Source organism: Mogibacterium kristiansenii, from assembly GCF_029224645.1.
Lineage (GTDB): Bacteria > Bacillota > Clostridia > Peptostreptococcales > Anaerovoracaceae > Mogibacterium_A > Mogibacterium_A kristiansenii.
This window is the reverse complement of the sequence record NZ_JAQXUZ010000018.1, coordinates 1-17,389: the sequence shown is the minus strand read 5'-3', so window position 1 is coordinate 17,389 and position 17,389 is coordinate 1. Positions and strand designations below refer to the sequence as shown.

At 53.6% G+C, this 17,389-nt stretch carries 14 protein-coding genes; 1 reads left to right on the top strand and 13 read right to left on the bottom strand.

All coding sequences use genetic code 11. The features are described 5' to 3' along the window. Positions 1–29: 29 nt before the first annotated feature. From PUE40_RS04925 to PUE40_RS04885, 9 genes are all read right to left on the bottom strand, one after another. Positions 30–2,708 carry a DUF7601 domain-containing protein gene (locus PUE40_RS04925; RefSeq protein ID WP_277672073.1) on the bottom strand — a complete coding sequence of 893 codons (2,679 nt, stop codon included), beginning with the start codon at positions 2,706–2,708 and terminating at the stop codon, positions 30–32. Positions 2,709–2,721: 13 nt separating this feature from the next. Continuing rightward, a complete protein-coding gene (gene lepB / locus PUE40_RS04920; RefSeq protein WP_277672072.1) occupies positions 2,722–3,243 on the bottom strand; it encodes a signal peptidase I in 522 nt (173 codons plus the stop codon). Further along, positions 3,240–3,995, bottom strand: coding sequence for a class B sortase (locus PUE40_RS04915; protein ID WP_277672071.1), 756 nt, complete (start codon positions 3,993–3,995; stop codon positions 3,240–3,242). Before PUE40_RS04915 ends, lepB begins: the two co-directional genes overlap by 4 nt. Next, a complete protein-coding gene (locus PUE40_RS04910; RefSeq protein WP_277672070.1) occupies positions 3,988–5,442 on the bottom strand; it encodes a DUF7601 domain-containing protein in 1,455 nt (484 codons plus the stop codon). Before PUE40_RS04910 ends, PUE40_RS04915 begins: the two co-directional genes overlap by 8 nt. A gap of 260 nt (positions 5,443–5,702) precedes the next feature. Next, the gene (gene gltA / locus PUE40_RS04905) at positions 5,703–7,085 is read right to left on the bottom strand and encodes an NADPH-dependent glutamate synthase (protein ID WP_277672069.1); all 1,383 of its coding nucleotides are present in this window, start codon (positions 7,083–7,085) and stop codon (positions 5,703–5,705) included. Beyond that, complete coding sequence (locus PUE40_RS04900; protein WP_154553865.1) at positions 7,078–7,926, bottom strand: sulfide/dihydroorotate dehydrogenase-like FAD/NAD-binding protein; 849 nt, start codon at positions 7,924–7,926, stop codon at positions 7,078–7,080. Before PUE40_RS04900 ends, gltA begins: the two co-directional genes overlap by 8 nt. A gap of 60 nt (positions 7,927–7,986) precedes the next feature. After that, the gene (locus PUE40_RS04895; RefSeq protein WP_154553864.1) at positions 7,987–8,298 is read right to left on the bottom strand and encodes a YhbY family RNA-binding protein; all 312 of its coding nucleotides are present in this window, start codon (positions 8,296–8,298) and stop codon (positions 7,987–7,989) included. Between the two features lie 25 nt (positions 8,299–8,323). Next, positions 8,324–9,019, bottom strand: coding sequence for a DUF1847 domain-containing protein (locus PUE40_RS04890; protein ID WP_330636935.1), 696 nt, complete (start codon positions 9,017–9,019; stop codon positions 8,324–8,326). A gap of 257 nt (positions 9,020–9,276) precedes the next feature. Next, positions 9,277–10,005, bottom strand: a complete 729-nt coding sequence (locus PUE40_RS04885) for a hemerythrin domain-containing protein (protein WP_277672068.1) — start codon at positions 10,003–10,005, stop codon at positions 9,277–9,279. 444 nt (positions 10,006–10,449) lie between these two features. Between PUE40_RS04885 and PUE40_RS04880 the strand changes: the two genes are divergently transcribed. Further along, positions 10,450–11,355 (top strand): hypothetical protein, encoded by a 906-nt coding sequence (locus tag PUE40_RS04880; protein WP_277672067.1) that lies wholly within the window; start codon positions 10,450–10,452, stop codon positions 11,353–11,355. Between the two features lie 132 nt (positions 11,356–11,487). Here the strand turns inward: PUE40_RS04880 and PUE40_RS04875 are convergent, their stop codons facing one another. From PUE40_RS04875 to PUE40_RS04860, 4 genes are all read right to left on the bottom strand, one after another. Continuing rightward, entirely contained in the window at positions 11,488–11,865 is a 378-nt protein-coding gene (locus PUE40_RS04875; protein ID WP_277672066.1) for a hypothetical protein, read from the bottom strand. A gap of 102 nt (positions 11,866–11,967) precedes the next feature. Further along, positions 11,968–12,705, bottom strand: a complete 738-nt coding sequence (locus tag PUE40_RS04870) for an ABC transporter ATP-binding protein (protein WP_154553860.1) — start codon at positions 12,703–12,705, stop codon at positions 11,968–11,970. Between the two features lie 50 nt (positions 12,706–12,755). After that, on the bottom strand, positions 12,756–15,326 hold the full coding sequence (locus tag PUE40_RS04865; RefSeq protein ID WP_277672065.1) for an ABC transporter permease: 2,571 nt from the start codon (positions 15,324–15,326) through the stop codon (positions 12,756–12,758). A 139-nt stretch (positions 15,327–15,465) separates the two neighbouring features. Beyond that, positions 15,466–16,662: an aminotransferase-like domain-containing protein gene (locus PUE40_RS04860; RefSeq protein ID WP_154553858.1), complete on the bottom strand. Its 1,197-nt coding sequence runs from the start codon at positions 16,660–16,662 to the stop codon at positions 15,466–15,468. Positions 16,663–17,389: the final 727 nt, after the last annotated feature.

The following is a 17,389-nucleotide window of genomic DNA, read 5'->3' as shown; positions in this document are numbered from 1 at the left end:
GCCCAACCCCGGTTCCGCCCGCAATCTTTTTAGTGATACTTTTTTCTTTTATATAGTACCACACCGAAAATCCATCCGCCACACAGAAGAAGCGTGACAATTCCGGCCGCATAATACGGCGCGTCGCTGTTTCCCACGCCGGTGACCGTGGCGATGGGACGGTTGTTGGTGACGATCACTTCAATGTCCCCATCCTCTTCATCCAGCACTTCCGCCTCCGTGGCGAGTTCCTTTCCCGCATCGGCATTTTCCCGCTGCACGGCTTGATGCGTCGGTTTTTCACCGGTGGCTTTCTGCCGATAGGAGGCGATGTGGTCGCTGGCCGCTTCCGTAATCCGATACGTTGTACCCGCCGGAAGTTCTTTGAATTGCGCGCTTTCGTCGTCCTTCAATTTCAGACGAAGGTCCGCCTTTCCGCTTTCATCCGAAGAAAAACCTTTTTCCGTAAGCTCTCCCGTGTCCGCCGCTTCGATGCCGTCCGCCTCGTATTCGGCGGACGGCTTCAGCCCGGATAAGCTCACTTGGAATTCGAACTTCTTGCTTCGATCCCCCAGCGCACCGGTCACTTCCTTACGCAGGGTTAGGGTGCCCACCGGAATTTTTCGGTACACCACTTCAATGTGGTGATCCTTCTGAACATCGGTAAAAGTATATTCGTTCGGATATTCTTTTACATTCACCGCCTCGCCGTCCACGGTCACCTTCTCCAGTTCATACCCATCGTTCGGACGGTAGTGAATGGTCTCATTATCTCCTTCTCCCACCACCACGTCGGGATCGATGGTTCCGCCGGTCACCTTGGTGGTGATCTTGTGTTCAATCCGTTGAAATTGGACATCGATGGTGTAGATTTTGGTCTCCAGCTCCCGGCCCGTCTTGGCGCTTCGCGGGTGTACCGGACTGGTGTACAGGCGATCGAAACGATAGGTTCCGCCCGCCGGATTGAAATCCACCGGCTCCCCCTCTACCGTCAGGGATTTTACCCGGTACCCTTTCGCCGGGGTGTAATCGTAGGTGGTGGAACTGTTGATAATGTAGGTGGTGAGTCCTTCCTTCTGAATGGAACCGCCCTCGCCTCGAGTGGCTTTCACCGCCACCTCCGGCTGCGTCCACAACGCCGTCCCCATCATTTTCCCGGAAATACTGATGGAACCCGTCCATTTGAAACTAAAGCCCTGAGGCTGCACCGGGGAAATAAAACCGGAGTAATAGGTTCCGTTGTCTCCGCTGGTTCCGGTGGCCTTGTTGTAGGCTTCCATCTTCGCACCGTCCCCGCAGACCCGCAGGTTCTCTCCTACCGTCATCACCTTTTCCAGCGTCTGCATCGCTTTGTTGGCATCACTTTTCTTCGCCAGTGCCACCGGACTCTCGAATCCGGAAATCAGCTCTACGCCCTCTGCGTAGGGTCCGTTATACCGTTCCGCCGCACTCTTCCCTTTGGCGATGGTGGTATCCTCCACATCCAAATCCCGGAACCCGAAGAGCAGCCGCGGATATTTCGCTTCGTCCACCGGCGCATCCGTTCCCGACTGAAGGATTTGAATCTTCACATTGCACTTCGTGGTGATGCAGGCTCCCGCCAACGAATTGGCCGTGGTTCCGTTGTTCACGCTGTACTTCGTGCGCGGGGAAGCGGTGCACAGCTCCGTGGCTTTGCTGTTCGGTCCTGAGGACTGAAGAATTGGCACGTACACCTTTGTGTCATTCCCAATCTTTGAATTCTGATTTTTTCCCAGGGAAAAAGTCCATCCGCTCACCACGACCTTCACGTCGGCCTTGGTGTTGTCCGAAAGAACCGCCCGGTTCCGCCAGCGCAAGGTGATATTTCCTTTTACCTCGTTGGCCTTCGTAACCGCATTGCTTGTGTCATTTCGATTCCGCGTTCCGAACTTCACCGCTCCGTAGTACGCCACAAAATCCCGCTTCTCCGTCTGATTGTTCCCCACGTATCCGTTGTACTTGTGGATATTTCCGTTCGTGGTGGTAATCTCCGCCTCCTGCAGGGGCAGTCCGGTAATCTTCGCGTAATTCTCCGGCAGCTCTTGAAATCGGTCGTAGGTCACCCGAAGATCTTTGGTGGCACCGTATGTGGGCACGCCCGCACCGATTGTGAACAGGGTAAAAAGAAGCAGCGTACCGACAAGGGTGCGCATGCAATCCTTCTTTCGTTTTCGGCGATTCTTCCTTAGACAAAACAACGCCGCCAACGCGCCGAGAAAACCCGCGCCCGGGAGAAACAGGGATTTTACATCTCCCGTCTCCACCAAAGCCGCCTTCTCATACCGATCTTCGTACCGAATTTCCGTCACCTTCTCTCCGTCCGTCTCAATCACCTGCTGCACATCTCCGTCGCTTCGCACTACCACCGTTACCCGGTACACCGAGGAATCTCGGGCGGTGATGCCTTCCGGATTATTCCGGCGATTGACTTCATAGATATACACACCGGGGCCGGGAAAAACGATTTCCCCAAAAGAACGCGTCTCTCCCGCCGGCACACAAAGCCGGTGCCCCACTGCTCCTTCCGGCATGGGAGTATCTTCCGTGGTCCCCCGCAATTGAAAAACACCCTCCGCATCTCCCGGGCTGCCCACTGCACTGTAGCTCACCTTGATCTCCGTCATCCATCGGCTTTCCGCACCCACGGAAACCGCATACATCATGCACAGGATCAAGGCGAGCCAAAGCGTCGCTATTTTTCTCGTCATACTTCTCTCCTTTCTATATGTTGCGCCGTCGCCACAGGAGAAATACCTTCCCCCGAATTTGGTCCTTTTCAATCGTTCCAAAGCATCGACTGTCCGCAGATTCCTCCCTGCAGTCTCCCAGGATAAAAAACCGTCCCGGTTCCACGGTAACCCCTGCCTTTAGATCTCCGGCCGGCGTTTCGCTGTAAATTCCCAGTCCCGGCTGTACCGGCTGAATCCGCCCATCGATGGTCAGGCGGTGATCTTCGGTTTTTCCGATAACCGCCCCCTCGCATCCGGCAATCCGCCCCAGGTACACGTTCCCGTTCGCTTCATACACCACGCTGTCCCGATTGGCAAAATCTCCGCACCGATAGTACACCACCAGGTCTCCCTCCCGAATCGCCGGTGCCATATCGTTTCCGTCCGCAATCCGGATTCCGAACACGAACGTAAAAACAATCCATAGCGTCAAGGCGAAGGTTCCCGCACGAATCAGGATTCCCTTCCGGATGCTCTTCACGATTCTCTTTTTTTTCGCAATTTCTTCTGTCATTCTTTTCTTCCTTCCGTATGAGACTCTTCCTGTTCCGTCATTCGGCAGAACACCACGATCCTCCGGTCGTCCATATCTCCGGAGCAGGTGGACAGGCACAGGAGCCGGTCCCGGAACTTCCCGCGGACCGGCCGTTTCCGCCTGCACCGGCGGAAGGATTCCATGGGGCGGTTCTTCTTTCCGTTTATGCTGTAGATTTTGGAATCATAGGCATCGAATATGCCCGCCCCGATAATCTCCAAATCGTATCGGCCCTTCGGTGTCAGCAGCTGACCCCTTTTGTTTTTATGGAAGAAATTCTTGTCCAAATACTTCTTCAGGTCGCCGAACATGGCACCTCCGGCCATATGGTGGCCGTGAATGAGCTGGTATTCTTGGGCGAAATCCTTGGGGCATTGCTCGTCCAGAAACAGGGTGCCGCCGGCATAGGTTTTTCCGTAGAAGTCCCGGTCCAAATATTCGAAATTATCCGTTCCCTTCACCACCGGATGGTCCACATGGGTTCCGTCCAAAGTGAGCCAGGCGGCCACATCGGGATTAATCTGCCGCAAAGCCGCGAAATCCCGATACGCCACTCCGTCGATTCCCGCCCGGGTAAATCGATACATGTCGTAGTAGGAAAAGCCCACCATGAGCAGCAATGCCAGCACGAACCATTTCAGCATCCATGAGACGATGCGGTCCGCCCGGATGCTTCGCCGTACACGGCGATTCCAACGCTCCAGCTCCCGGCTCTCCTCGGATTTATTCATATTTCCGGCGGCGTGCGACAATAGCGCCGGCTGCCGCGATAGCCAGAAGTGCCGCCGGTCCGGTGCTCTCCGCTACGCCGGTAACGGTTGCCAGATTTCGCTCATTGATAAAGGCCACCGTGACGGTTCCGTCCGCCTCATCCACGCGCTCCGTTTCGGTGCTCAGCGCTTTGTCCTTGATGTCGTTGTCCTTCATCTTGTTCTGAATTTCCGGTGTTTTTCCGGAACCGCTGATTCGGTAGGAAGCGATATGGTCGCTGGCCTGCTCCGTTACTTGATACGATGCGGAAACCGGCAGCCCGTTCAGAACGAATTTTTCATCGTCCTTCAGACGAACGGTGAATTCCGCTTTTCCGGAATCGTCGGAAACGAGGGTCTTCCCTTGAAGTGTTCCCACCGATGCCCGCACCACATTCACCCCGTCGTCGGTTCGGTCTTCCGTATCCGCCGCCGCTTCCTCCGTGGTGTAAGCGGTTCCCGGCTCCAACCCGGACAGTTTTACCTGAAATTCGAAGGCTTTATTCCGGTCCCCCAGATTTCCCTTTACGTTGTTGGTGATTACCAGGTCCTGGACGTGAGCGTCATTCCAGAAGCGATAGGCTTCCAGCCGGTTCGGATGCTCGCCGTCGGATGTTCCGACTTTTGCCAGATTTTCCCTGACGTTTTCCGTAGCATCGGTTCCGCCGTTGTCGGTGATTCCGGAGATGTCCGAGAGGTTCGGCTGATAATTTTCCTTGCCGGACTCATTCCGATAGGAGGTAATATTGTGCACATATACGCCATCCTCCGTATTTCCCGCATCGTCGGTTTTATTTGTTACGTAAACGGCCACAAAATAACTGTGGTCATCGTATGTGATACCCGGCACCTTTTCCGGGTCGGAGCCTTCTTCCGTGAGCTTATACAGATAATAGCCGGCCCGGCGGAACTTGATTTTCACCGGGGTCACGCGGCTCTTCTTCGTGTCGCTGTCCCGCTCCGCCGTCTGAAAATCTCCCACCGTAATCTCGGCATTGGTGCCGTTTACTTTTACCTGATGGTGTTCTGCTGCGGACGCTTCCGGCATAGGCATGTTCTCCGCCGCAATGGGCTTGCCGCTGGCGCCGGTGCTTTCGTTGGCGTTGTCAAAACCTCGCACCGCCGTCAGCTTGTACTTCACGTCCCGCAAAGTACCCGGAAATTTCCCGGCGTGGTTGGCCGTGAGGATTTTGCCCATGGTCAGGGTGGCTTCGTCACCGGAAACCGCCTGACGAGGGTCCATTCCCCCAGCCCATGCGCCGCTTGGGATTGCCGCGCCCAAAGTCAGACAGACGGCCAGCAGGCCTGCCCGAATTCTGTGTGATGTGTGATTGGCCGGACCTCCGGTGTGATTGGCCGGACCTTCGGTGTGATTGGCCGGCCCTCCGGTCACTGTGTGGGGGCCGTTGGCCCGTTTTTCTTTTCTCATTTTTCCCTCCTTAGAACTTAGTTTGATGACTTTGCATTTGCTGTGGGGATATTATGGCACATAAAAAATTCCCCTTCAGTACACGTTTGTTTTCATCCGGCATGAATGGGTACTGAAAAGGGGAATCTTAAACTTATTATTCGGTTTTTCGGGATTAAAAATATTTGCTAGTTGGGTTAGAATGATTTTTCTGTATATCGGTCTACTTAATTTGCTCTCCTCGGCTCGGTTGGGGCTGCGATGGGCCGACGGCGGCTACCCTATTTCTGCATATACTCGTCCATGTGAGCAGCCGCCAGTTTGCCGGCGCCCATGGCCTTGATTACAGTGGCAGCGCCAGTTACCGCATCACCGCCGGCGAACACGCCTTCTCTGGTGCAAGCACCGGTTTCTTCATCAATCTGAATGCCGCCGCGTGCGTTTTCGTCCAGTCCTTCGGTGGTATCCACGATGAGCTGGTTCAGGCTGGTACCCAGAGCCATGATGACACCGTCTACGTCCAAAGTAAACTCGGAACCCTCAATGGCAACCGGTCTGCGACGTCCGGAAGCATCCGGCTCGCCCAGTTCCATTTTGATGCACTCGATCTGGTTTACGTAGTTGTTCTCGTCGCCCAGAATGCGAACCGGGTTGTTCAGCAGGTGGAACTGAATGCCCTCTTCCTCTGCGTGCTCGATTTCCTCGGCACGAGCCGGCATCTCATCTCTGCCTCTCCGGTAAATTACATGGACCTCAGCGCCCATTCTTTTAGCGCATCTTGCTGCGTCCATGGCAACGTTTCCGCCGCCTACAACCGCAACCTGCTTGTGCTTTTTGATCGGAGTGTCGTACTCGTCCAGGTAGCCCTTCATCAGGTTGATTCGGGTCAGATACTCGTTGGCGGAGTATACGCCTACCAGGTTCTCGCCTTCGATGTTCATGAACTTCGGAAGGCCGGCACCGGTACCGACGAATACAGCATCGTATCCCTCATCGAACAGGTCCTGGATATCCAGGGATCTGCCCACTACCACGTTGTGGTAGAAAGTGACGCCCTTCTTCCGCAGGGTGTCGATTTCGTATGCCACGATATCCTTTGGCAGACGGAATTCCGGAATTCCGTATACCAGCACGCCGCCCTCTTTGTGGAGACTCTCGAAAACGGTTACTTCGTATCCCTTGTTCACCAGATCACCGGCAGCGGTCAGTCCGGCCGGGCCGGCACCGACAACGGCAGCCTTCTTGCCGTTGGATGGGATTTTTTCTACTTTATCATTGCCGATGTGCTCTCTGTGCCAATCCGCTACGAAACGCTCCAGTCTGCCTACAGCAACCGGCTCGCCCTTGATTCCGCGAACGCACTTTCCTTCGCACTGGGTTTCCTGCGGGCATACACGGCCGCACACTGCCGGCAGGGAGTTGGTGGAAGTGATCACTTCATAGGCACCGGCAAAATCCCCCTCGGCTACCTTTGCGATGAATTCCGGAATCCGTACGTTTACCGGACATCCTGTCACGCAAGGCTTGTTTTTACAATTGAGGCAACGCTGCGCTTCGTTTACCGCCATCTCCTCGGTATATCCCAGAGCAACTTCCTTAAAATTCTTATTTCTGACATCCGGTTCCTGAGACGGCATCGGTGTCTTTGTCATCTGATTATTCATAGTGTCTTACACCTCCTGTCAGTCGGCAGATATGATCCCGTTCTTCCTTCTCTTCTTCGTGGTAATATGCATTGCGGGCAATGAGTACATCCCAGTCTACCGCTGCCGCATCGAATTCCGGTCCGTCTACGCAGACATACTTGGTCTCGCCGTTAATGGAAACTCGACATCCGCCGCACATTCCGGTTCCGTCGATCATCAGCGCCGTGAGAGATGCGATGGTCTTGATTCCGTAAGGCTTGGTCACCTCGTTGACGAACTTCATCATGATCGGAGGTCCAACGGTGATGACTTCATCGTAATCGTTTCCGGCCTTGATCAGCTCCTCCAGCTTTGTGGTGGTGAACCCCTTCTCGCCGGCAGAACCGTCGTCCGTCATCAGGTAGAAATTATCTACCGCTTCTTCAAACTCTTCCTTCAGCACAATCAGCTCCTCGGTTTTGAATCCGGAAACCATGTCCACCTTCACGCCGGCTTCCGCAAGACCTCTTGCCACCGGGTATGCCAGTGCGTTTCCGGTACCGCCGCCAACCACGCAGACCTTCTTCAGGCCCTCCATGTGGGTCGGTTTTCCCAGCGGTCCAACCACGTCCTGAATGTAATCGCCTACTTCCAGCTGGGACAGCAGCATGGTGCTTCTTCCCACTGCCTGGAAAATCAGGGTTACGGTTCCCGTCTCCTTATTTGTTCCCGCCATGGTAATCGGAACTCTTTCCCCGTATTCATCCACGCGGAAAATAATGAACTGTCCCGGTTTCGCTTTCTTTGCAACAAAAGGTGCCTCGAACTCAATCCAGAACATATCGTGGCTGAGCTGTTTCTTCAGTACAATCTTGTGCATTTCTAACTCCTTCCTCAAGTAAAAATATCCTGCAACGATCCCGCAGTCTCCGCCGGGAAACTACATCTCGTCTTGCATGCGCTGTGTAATCTTCCGCTTCGCCGGATCCTTTGCTCTCCGGTAAAGCACGAACCGCCGGCCGATGGCCTGGACGAAATCTGCTTTTAGCTCATCCGCAACCTGATTGGCGGTTTCCTTGGCCTCCAATTCTGCACCCTCCTGAATGGCCACTTTCAGCAGCTCATTGGCGGTCAGATATTCATCGATGGTCTGCATCACCGCATCCGTCACTCCGGCTCTGCCGACGATTACCGCCGGCTGCACGGTCTGCGCCAGTTTTTTCAAATAACCTCTCTGCTTTCCTGTCAGCATCCTCTCTCCTCCAAAAATAAAATCGCTATCTCGCGGAAGCTTCCGGCTGTTTCGGGTTCACATCCTCCGGATACGCCGCAATCGGCTCGTTGCTGAGACGCTTGTAGTACGCTTTCGCCTGGTACAGCGCCGCCACCGGATTGTGACCCATCACCCGGTCTTTGGTTACCAGGGTGGTGCACAGGGCATCCGCATATTTATAGAAAAGACTGTCGTGTCCCACGCACAGCCCCACGATCACGTTGAAATCCGTCTTCTCCCGGTTCATGATTTTCGCCTGCATAATCGGGTTGCACATAATCGGACCGGTAATCCGGGTGTCCTCTTCCGGAACGCCCACCTTGGTCTTCTCAAAAGAACCCACTTTGCACACGGCGCCTACCACTTCGAATCCGTTCTTCCGAAGGATCCGGGCAAAAATCCGGCTTTCCTCAATCAGACCCACACAGGTGGCGATTCCGATCTTGTGATAGCCCATCCGTTTTGCGAAAGCCACGATTTCCTGCACCCGAGTGTATCGCAGGTAAAAATCCGATTCAATCTGAGCGGATACCACCGACGCCTTCTGATTCTCCGGCTCTTCGTACAGCTTCCACACTTCCGCTCTTTCCTCGTCCGTCAATTCCGTGGTCAGGCAGAAGTCCGGATACTCCTTGTCCCGCGTGTGGCAGTTGTATACACCGCAGTCCACACAGGAGCGTTTGGTTTCCTCGTTCATCATGCTCCTCCAATATTTAAAAACATTTGTATTAAGGATAACATATCTTCCTTATTTTTCAAGTAATTCTAAAGATTTTTTGCACTAAAAATTGGTTTACCTCTGTTTTTTTATCTGAACTTTTTGCATGAATCTCGAGATTTCCCGTTTTAACAGTGATGTTGCGCGCTTTCATCCCTATAAAAAACCGGTGGGTTTCCCCACCGGTTACACTCCTCATCCGTTGCCCGCTCGGACGCCGAATGCCTTCCCATCTTTTTTTATCGAAAGCTTCGCTGCTGCAGCGCCCTCCGGTACCTTCCGGCTTTAGTCCGCAGCGCCCGGTAGTTCGCATACCCATCCCGGTCGCTCCGGTTCATCCAAATACCTTCGCCCCTCCGGAAAAACTGCAGGCAGTTCGGATAGAGCATGTAGTCTTCCTCGTAAATCATCCGTTCCATCTTCCGGAGCACCGCTTCCACCTTCTCTTCCCACTCCTCCTTATCCGGGAAGCGCACCAGAGAACGCAGTTCCGCGACGATTTCATCCTCTTCCGTTTTCATCTGCTTCACCCAGCCGGCAGCCCCGTATCCTTGCTTCAGCATCGGATACAGAACATCCCACTTCTTGGCATAATGTTCGCCCACACCTCTCAGAATTTCTACTTCTTCCCGTGTAAGATCCCGGTTCTGCCCGGCGCGTATATTTCTCCGTACCACATCGATCTGCTTCTGCAGCACGGCGTTTTCCAATTTCAGAATGTTCAGATTATTCATCTTCTTCATTTTCTCCTTTCCACCAGAGATGACCTCTGCCGGAATACCCGGCGGTTCCCTCCTCGGTACGGTCATTGTATCATCTGAACTTCCGGAATCCGTAACTGTTTCATGTGCGTTCCATGAACAGCCGGTGATGTGCCCGAGGGGGCTGCTTATGCCTACCACCGGCGACCCCGGATCACCGGTGGAAATCGGGAAAGTGATGCAGGAACGCTGAAAAAAGAGTCTCATGCATTAACTCCGGAATTAGAGTTAATGCATGAGACAGAAAAACAAGGGGGAATGCATCACTTTCCAACAGAACGGCTCGGTATCCATAACAACCGACCTCTCTGCGTTGTTTGTTCGAGGCATTCTAGCTTAGAAAAGCGGAGTATTTTCTAATAATTATCCCACAAATACTCATGAAGAACCCTTTTGTTCCCTCATGTCGAGCCAATTCTGATGTTTTTGCTCGTAAAAACAAGCTCCATGCATCAACTTCATTTTCCGGATTGATGCATGAGGCCATGATTTTTGTTCCCATGCATCACTTTTCTTTCCCTTCGCCACAACATGTTCCATATTTTGAAAAATCTCGATTTTTCTCGATAAGTGTGTACTGAAGGGGAAAAATTTTTCTGGCATAATCATGGCAGGAGAAGCATCATTTACTGGCACTGAAAGGAGACGCTCATGATTAATTACAAAAATATTTTACTCAATGCATTACAAGATCACCAACAGCTGAAAAAGCAGTACAAAGCAAAAATCAAAGAACTCGCGGCATTCGACGGTTTGTTTCTGACGACCAGCCAACGTGAAGGAAAGATTTATTATTCCTGTTTCTACAGCGGTGGCAAGCGGCGCTACTTAGGTCGGGAAACCCACGAGGTCGTCCGCAAGATTCGTGACCTACGCTTCTGCAAGAAAATGGTGGAAATTCTGGATGACAACATTCGTCTCCTCCGGGAGTTCACAGAACGGTATTGCGACACCGACGTGGAATCCGTTCGGCAGCGTCTCCCGAAGCAGTACATTCCTCTGTTGACCGACATCCTGGAGCTGAACACCAACAGCATCGAAGCCCGCGTTCAGGCGATGCGGGAACGGAAGGCTGCGATTCCGCCCAGACATCCGGAGGCCCTTCGGATTACCACCTTTGACGGCACTCTGGTGCGGAGCCGTGTGGAAGCATTGCTGTACGAACGTTTCTGTGCCGCGGGCTTCTACGTCCTCTACGAATATCCCGTCGAATACGCCCCGGGCAATTACCTCTGCCCCGATTTCTTGCTGATTCACCCGGTCACCGGCCAGGTCATTCTCTGGGAGCACCTGGGACGCTGGTTTCACGCGGAGAATTCCCGGCAGTACCGCGACAGCTTCAACTGGAAAACCGACATCTACCGGGAGCTGGGTTTTATTCCTGGCATCAACCTCCAGATGTCCTTCGAGACCGACAGCGGGCTGGACCTGGAATGGATCTCCGGCCAAATTGAATATTTATACAATTCCGTCCCGACCACATCCCTTCTGGCCATCCGGGAAAAACAGCTTCACGATTTTGCCGACTTCAATCTGCTCATAAAAAAAGCTTCGTGAAACCCAAGGGTGTCCGGCAGAAACCGCAGACAACAGGAACTGTGTCCGGCCCATCTCCAAAACCAAAGAACCGGGCTGCCGCGCCTTTCGGGACGACAATCCGGTTCTCACTTCGAATCCATATATTTCCATTTAGAATTTGCTCTTTATCGCATTCACCACGAAGCTCTTGAAATCCTCACTTAGGAGAAACTCCCTCATGCCCGTCACATCGTTAATCAGGCGCATGCAAATGGACGCCAGAAAACCGATGACCAGCAGGAGAATAATCGTCGTGGCCGGAATATCCAGGCGACCTTCGTCCTGCTTCTTCTTTCGCCGCCACAGAACGTAAAGAATTTCCATCAGCACCGTGAATAACAGGATGAAAATTGCACTCATCGTAATCTCCACGGACATGGATTGAATCTCTCCGTCATCCAAAAAATCCATGCTCAGGTGACCCACCATCACGCCGATAATCAGCAATACACATCCAAAAAAATACTCACTTCTTGCCGGTTTCTTCATTATTCCCCCATTAATTCTTCATGATCCCAAAAAATACGCATAAATTTTAGCATTTAAATGCACGAATTTCAATATAAATCCATTGATTTCTTCATTTTTGCGCTACAATTCTTCCATTTTTGCCGCGATTTCCCGGTAAAACGTCTCCTTCTCGGCATCACGTCTCTCCAAGCAATCCAGCAAATGTCCGTCCTTCATAAAAATAACCTTCCGGCAATACATGGCGATTTTCGGGTCGTGGGTAACGAGAATCACCGTCTTTCCGTCCGTCTCATTGAATTCCGCCAGGGTTTCAATCACTTGCTGTCCCATCACGGAATCCAAATTTCCCGTAGGCTCATCCCCCAGAATGACATCCGGATCGTTGATCAGCGCCCGGCAAAGCGCCACTCGCTGCTGCTGACCGCCGGACATTTCATGGGGATACTTATCCCGATATGCCTGAATTCCGAAACGCTGAATCAGCTTCTCCGTCCGGTCCTTCCGCTGCTGCTCGTCCATTTTATCCAGCAACGCCGGCAGCATGATATTCTCCCGCACCGTCAGGCTTCCCATCAGGTTGTAGTCTTGAAAAATAAATCCCATATTCCGCCGGCGAATATCCGCGATCTCGCTTCCCCACAGTCCGGATACCGCATTGCCTTCAAAGAAGTATTCCCCCTCCGTCGCAGACTCAATCAACCCCAGGGTTTTCAGCAACGTGGTCTTTCCGCAGCCGGATCGTCCCATAATCGCAATAAAATCCTGTTTTTCAATTCGGAGATCGATTCCCTTCAGAATCCAATCTCCCTTCTCCTCGTATCTCTTCCGAAGCCCCTTTAGCTCCATCACACTGCTCATTCTCTATCCTCTCCATCACGTCTCGCCGGCGGCAGCTCACCGCCGCACATCTATCGATTCACTCGTCTGTAATATCTCGTCAGCACCGTCAGAACCAGAAGCAGCACGGTCATCGTTCCGCCGCCGAGTCCCAGCAGATTCCGCAGGTACAAAAGGCTCTGACTCCGGCGGAACATCCGCAGAAACGGCAGCAATGCGGCAAAAGGCGCCGACAGTACCAACGCCGCCCCCATGCTGCACAGCACATAGGTTCGAGCCTCCCGATTGAACAGCTTCTCCTGCTCCCGGTCGTTCATCCCCAAAGTGCCCAGCAATCGGTACTCCTTCCGCTGCTCCGCTCCCGCCAAACTGTATCGAATGCAGAAGGTAAACAGCACCATCAATAACAATCCCACCGCGGTCATCTCTTCCATCCGACGGGCAAAATCGGCGGCCGCTTCGTTGTTCTTCTCCGCCTTCGCCACACCGTACCAGGTCCGAATGGATTCATCGTACTGCAGGTCGGAAGAATGCCTCTTCTGAATTTTCTCCAGTACCGATTCCACCGCTTTATTCTGTCCCGTCTTCACCCGAATCAGTACCAGCTGATCCGGTCCCTCCTTCACGGCGGAAGGGGGAATGCTTACCGACGGATCCCGCGCTTGTCGCTTCTGCGAATACACGGACCGGAAATACGAATCGGACAGAACCAGGATGTTTTCCTGATTTCCTGCATGCAAAGCGCCCACCAAATTCGTCCGCTCATAGGTCGCGTCGTGGGGGATGTAGGTCCGGGTCACCTGGTTTCGGTCGTAGGCCACCAGCGGCTGCCCCAGCCGAAACAGATTGCCGCCGCCCCCGCTGTACCATTCCAGATTGTGCGCCTCACTTGCGGCGTTTTGCTGCATCACGATGTGCACCCGATGGCCATCCGCGCTGAGATTCAGCTTCTTCGGAGTTTTCCCCGCCTGCCGGCAAAGCTTCCGGTAGCTGATTTCCGACACCGCAATGTGCTGCCCCTGGGGCCACAGCACCGTCCGATAATCCTTCTTCAACCGGGAAATATCTGCCCCCAGCGGCGTGGTCGCCCGCAGCATCGGAAGTTCCTGCAGGGTGCCTTCTTTTTTTAGTCCCTGAAGATCCGGAAGATCCGAATCGTACACCATTGCTACGTAGTCATAGGGCGCGGTTTTTTCCGTCGGAATTCCCTGTGCTGCCAGCCGCGGCAGGAAAATGCCGAACAGCATGATTTGCAGCGCCGTCAGTAAAAACAAAAATCGAACGTTCGTGCGAAACCGGTTGCGCCAAGGGAGGATGGTCAGGAGGCCGGTTTCCGTTACTTGGAGCCGGTCGACGCGTTTTTTCAGAATTCGGGTGGCCGCGCCGTACAGGAACAGGCCAAAACCGGCAATCAGGCCGCCCAGGATGTACAGATTCTCCCCGGAACCACGGCGGGCGAAGAGGCCCAGGCTTCCCAGCATGACAAACAGGCCGATTCCCATCATCACGCCGGCGCCGTAGCGAGGCACCGGTTCGTTGGCGGAAGATCGGTTGTAACGAAGGACATTTTTGAACTCAAAAATATGATAGTTCACCAAAGTGGAAATCAGAACCACCAGCAGGTAGCAGAGCACGGCCGGCGGAAGCATTCGAAGTAAATTCCCGGCAATCGGAACCCCGATTATTTTCAGGGTGGCCAGTCCCAGGAGGATTCCCCCCGCCAACGCGGTGAGGATGCAGGTACCGTATTCCAGCCCGATGATTCGAATCAGGGTTTTGTTCCGAATTCCCAGGGCGATGTACATGCTGTAATTTTTCATGCGGGTCCGCAGGTATCCACTGATAATCAGGGACAGCATCAACACCGCCAGGAACATGAACACCGGCAGCAGCTGTTTCAGGCTGCTTGCTATCTGCTGCTGAAGCGCCGATGCCCCCAGCAGACGAATTCCGCCGCACCCCTGCTCCATTCCCCAGATGACCAGGAGCACCGTCATGGTCAGGACCGCTCCCACCAGGAACAGCAGGAAATCCCGAATGTTGGCCCGGAAGTTCTTGAAAATCACGCGATAGAATTCACTCCCGTACCGGCCCGGGAACGCCTCTCGCCGCTTTTTCTCTTCCTTTTCCGCCTGCTCTTTCGCTCGCAGCGCCGCTTCCGCTTCGCGTAGGGCCTGCCGCTCGTCCAGATATTTTCCAAGCATGGCATCCAGGAACACCAGCAGCATTCCCACGATCATTCCGCCGGAGTACCCGTAATAATTAAAAATCATAAAGGCGCACAGGTACAGAAGCCCCAGAGCATATGCCGCCCCGCTGAGGAATCGTTCCTTTCGGCCGGCAAGAAGCCATGCCGCCCGAAGCAGCATCACCGCCCCCAAAAAGATGATCAGATAAATGCACCAATAGTTCATGGTGAGATTGGCAATCCCCTCGGTGTTTCCCTTTCCGGCCTCCGTTAGTGCGAATTTCTCAATTCCGCCGGCGGCTTTCACACCATGAATAAAAACACGCACCGAAAAACTTCGGTTCCCTTCTCGAAGCCATGGTGCCAACACCACATCCGCCAAGAAAAAAACCGCCGTCAATACCCGGAAATACCGGGATGGATTCTGTTGTAGATTCTTTTTTTCGTTACTCATGGTTTGATTATATCACCCTTATATCTTATTGGGAACAAATTATAGCGTTCCGGAAGAATAATCCTCATGCAAAAACGACCTGCCCTTTCGGGTCGGCCGTCTCTGCATGTATGAATGTATTTTTATGAAAATATTAGGCTTATTTTCCGGCGCACTCTTCCTTGAGCATGTCGCCCAGGAGATGAATGCCTTTGTCGATGGCTTCCGGTGAAGCGTTGGTGAAGTTGAGGCGCAGGGTATTGGCATCGTGAACGCCTACGTAGAACGGATCGCCCGGAACGTATACCACGCCCTTCTCCGCTGCTTTCGGGAACAGTTTGATGGCGCTGACGCCTTCCGGCAGGGTTGCCCAGATGAACATGCCGCCTTCCGGTCTGGTGTAGGTGACGTTTTCCGGGAAATATTTGTCCATGGCGTCCAGCATGCAGTGGCACTGCTGTCTGTACAAATCCTGAATATCCTTAACGTGTGCCGGCTGGTCGTTGTTCTGTAGGTAATCCAGCAGCAGGTACTGGGAGAAGATGTTGGTGTGCAAGGAAGTGGCTTCCAGAGCCATAGCGATGTATTTGGCCAGTTCCTTGTTCTCGGTTACCACGTAGCCCACGCGCATTCCCGGGGTTGCCACCTTGGAGAAGGTGCCCAGAAGCGCCGCCTGCGGGAGCTTGCCCAGACCGATGTACGGCGGTTTGGTTCCTTCAAAACGCAGCTGGCCGTACGGATCGTCCTCAATCAGAACGACGTTGTATTTCTTCAGGATTTCGGTGACCTTTGCGCGGTTTTCTTCCGTGTAGGTCAAGCCGGTCGGATTCTGGAACTCCGGAATCAGATAGGCCAGCTTGATTTTGTCGCCGTACTTCTCTAAAGTCTCTTCCAGTTCTTCGATGTCCAGTCCATCGTCATTCAGTGTGACCGGATAGTATTCCGGGCAGTACTGGTCAAATGCCTGGAACGCACCCAGATAGCTTGGCTTCTCTACCAGGATTCCGTCGCCTTCGTTGATAAATACTTTTCCAAAACAATCCAGTGCCTGCTGGGAACCGGTGGTGACAACGATGTTGTCTGCATCCAGGTTCACGCCGTAGGTTTTGTTGTAGTCCTCTGCCAGGTACTGACGGAATGCCTGCAGACCTTCGGTCTTCGCATACTGGAATACGGCGGAACCGTATTTATCGATAATGTTGTTGCAGGATTCTTTCAGCGCTTCCATCGGGAAGGACGCCGGATTGGGAAGTCCGCCCGCGAAAGAAATCACGTTGGGATCCGCTGCCGCGGTCAGGATTGTGCTGATAAAGGATTCGCCGGTTTTCGCATACGCTTTGGATAATAACTCTTTCATTTCTGTTCCCCTACTCTCTTCATTATATTTGCTTTTGGTTTGTCTGGTTTCTGTCGGATGGAGTCGGACCTGCTAGGGTCAGACCTGTGCGGGCTCCGCCGTACCGGTGGGCTCTGCCGCCATGTGGGGCTCCGCCGTACCGGTGGGCGCTGCCGCCATGTGGGGCTCTGCCGTACCGGTGGGCGCTGCCATACTTCATCCGAATATCTGAATTATACTCTGTTCGATTCAGGATTTCAATATGTTTTTTGTATTATTTATAGAAATTACGCTGTATAAATTGTGATACAATACAATTTATTTGATGCAGTGAGGGCCGGCGGCTCAGCGGCTGGCCCATTGATGCAGGCCGGCCCGGGGGCCGGCTTGGTTCGCGCTCTGTTCCCCGCTAACCCTTTAATTTCGGTTTCCGGGCGCGAACCTCGGGCCGGGATTTTCGGGTTTAGCGGCCCGGCGGCCGGATTGGTTCGCGCTCGACTCCCCGCTAAGCCTTTGGTTTCGGTTTCCGGGCGCGAACCTCGGGCAGGGATTTTCGGGTTTGGCGGCACGGCGGCCGGATTGGTTCGCGCTCGATTCCCCGCTAACCCTTTGGTTTCGGTTTCCGGGCGCGAACCTCGGTCCGGGATTTTCGGGTTTAGCGGCCCGGCGACCGGATTGGTTCGCGCTCGACTCCCCGCTAAGCCTTTGGTTTCGGTTTCCGGGCGCGAACCTCGGGCAGGGATTTTCG